Origin of the sequence: Streptomyces triticirhizae, assembly GCF_003696235.1 — a bacterium.
Lineage (GTDB): Bacteria > Actinomycetota > Actinomycetes > Streptomycetales > Streptomycetaceae > Streptomyces > Streptomyces triticirhizae.
In genome coordinates this window covers 1-1,927 of the sequence record NZ_RFFJ01000377.1, presented here as the reverse complement: position 1 = coordinate 1,927, position 1,927 = coordinate 1, and the positions used below count along the sequence as shown (strand labels likewise).

The 1,927-nt window shown below is 73.5% G+C and carries 2 protein-coding genes and 2 pseudogenes; 2 read left to right on the top strand and 2 right to left on the bottom strand.

The window, feature by feature from the left end; genetic code table 11:
- Positions 1 to 417: pseudogene (locus tag EBN88_RS29735) on the bottom strand (hypothetical protein); the annotation flags it as partial.
- A gap of 218 nt (positions 418 to 635) precedes the next feature.
- On the opposite strand from EBN88_RS29735, the gene EBN88_RS29730 reads away from it, so the two are divergent.
- Positions 636 to 1,109 (top strand): ATP-binding protein, encoded by a 474-nt coding sequence (locus tag EBN88_RS29730; protein ID WP_122400069.1) that lies wholly within the window; start codon positions 636 to 638, stop codon positions 1,107 to 1,109.
- 151 nt (positions 1,110 to 1,260) lie between these two features.
- Positions 1,261 to 1,716 carry a tellurite resistance TerB family protein gene (locus tag EBN88_RS29725; protein WP_122400068.1) on the top strand — a complete coding sequence of 152 codons (456 nt, stop codon included), beginning with the start codon at positions 1,261 to 1,263 and terminating at the stop codon, positions 1,714 to 1,716.
- 25 nt (positions 1,717 to 1,741) lie between these two features.
- Here the strand turns inward: EBN88_RS29725 and EBN88_RS29720 are convergent.
- Positions 1,742 to 1,927, bottom strand: a pseudogene (locus EBN88_RS29720) (M56 family peptidase); the annotation flags it as partial.

Genomic DNA, 1,927 nt, shown 5'->3' with positions numbered 1-1,927 from the left:
CCCGCCGCCCGGATGGTGCGGGAGCAGCCCGGCGTCGCCGAGCAGCGCCGTCGCCCGCTCCGGCGAGACGGGCGCGTGCCCGCCGCAGAGCAGCCGGCCGGCCAGCTCCGTCAGCCCGGCGGACCCGTCCCCGGCCGGCGGCGGGGCGGCCGCCGAGCCCAGGTGCTGGGCGAGGCAGAAGAACAGGTGCAGCAGGAGTTGGGCCAGCGCCAGGGCCAGCGCGATGCCGGGCCAGGAGCGCCGCTCCCTGCCGGCGAGCAGACCGGCGAACGCCCAGGTCAGCAGGGCGCCGGCGGCCACGGCCCAGAGCGGGAGGCCGCGTTCGCCGCCGGAGATGTGCCCGGCGGCGGCCAGCGTGGCGGAGGCCGCGGCGAACACCGCGGCCCGCAGCAGTCGCAGATCGGCTCCGGCACGCATGGCGGCGCCATCATCTCACCGGACGCCCACGGTGGACCCGGAGGGGACGCGACTCGTACAGACGTCCCGCCCGTCCCCCGCTCCGGGGCGCCGCCATATCGGCCAACGTCTCCCGTGACATCCGCCGAATGGGGTGTGTTGGGTCAATCACACGCTTACGGGACGGGTGGGTAGGCAATACCTAAGGATATGTCGAGCCGTGGCCAGGAGGCTGGAGCATGAGCATCTGGTGGTCTCTGCAACTGCGCCGTGAGGCGGCCAGCGTTCCGCTGGCCCGGCGGCTGCTGCTCGGCGCCATGGACACGGCGGGGGTGGACGGGGACATCTCGCACGAGCTGTCCGTCGCCCTGTCCGAGGCCTGCGCCAACGCGGTCCAGCACGGCGGTGGCCTCTCCGAGGTGTACCGGGTCACCGCCTCGATCCACGGAGACATGTGTCGTATCGAGGTCACCGACTGCGGCCCCGGCTTCCCCCAGGGAGCCGGGGCCGCTCCGGCTCTGTCGCCGCCCGCCGCCGCGCGGCCGGCGGGGGAGTTCGCCGAACTGCTGCCCGGCGGGCGGGGCCTGCTGCTGATCGAGGCCCTCGCCGACCGCGTCCGCTTCGGCAACCAGCCGGGCAGCGGCGGGGCCGTCGTCACCTTCGACAAGATCCTCAAGTGGCGCGAGGACGCCGCCCTGCTGCGGGCCTCGTAGCGGGCGCCGAGGCGGCCGGGCACGCGGCGCCCGCATACGAGGGTGGTGTCGGCGGGCCGTCAGGAAGTCGTGAGGAAGCGTCGGAAAGCGGAACGTCGGGCACCGTTCCCACGTTCTCCCGGGTGCAGAGAAACACATCTTGGGAGTGCCAATGGCCCTGTGGGACCGCATCAAGGAGTCGGCGTCCACCATGCAGACGCAGCTCAACGCCAAGAAGAACGAGCTGAAGAGCGGAGCTTTCCGCGATGCCAGCATGGCGATGTGCGCGCTGGTGGCGGCCGCCGACGGATCGGTCGACCCGGCCGAGCGCCAGCGGGTCGCGCAGCTGATCGCGAGCAACGAGGTGTTGCGGAACTTCCCCGCCGACGACCTCCAGCGGCGCTTCGACACCTACCTCAACCAGCTGATCACCAACTTCGACCTGGGCAAGATCAACGTTCTCCAGGACATCGCCAAGGCCGCGAAGAAGCCGGCCGAGGCGCGGGCCGTGGTGCAGATCGGCATCGTGATCGGCGGCGCCGACGGGACGTTCGACGCGCAGGAGCGCGCCGTGGTCAAGGAGGCCTGCCACCAACTGGGCCTGCCGCCCGCCGAGTTCGACCTCTGAGCCGAGCCGGCCACGCCGGCCCGCGTCAGAGCGGGGTGGCCGCCTTCAGCACCAGGAAGAGCGTGACGGCCGCGTTCAGCGCGCAGAGCGCCGACGCCGCTGTCCCGGCGGCGGCCACCAGCGCGGCCAGCCCGGCCCGGGTGTTGGGCGGCGGCCAGCTTCTGCCCGGCGGGCGCGGGCGCAGCAGCGCCGCGACCCGCCGGGGCACGGG

Excerpts from the sequence above, each read along its gene's own strand:
- EBN88_RS29730 (WP_122400069.1), top strand. The coding sequence starts at position 636 with ATGAGCATCTGGTGGTCTCTGCAACTGCGCCGTGAGGCGGCCAGCGTT.
- EBN88_RS29725 (WP_122400068.1), top strand. The coding sequence starts at position 1,261 with ATGGCCCTGTGGGACCGCATCAAGGAGTCGGCGTCCACCATGCAGACG.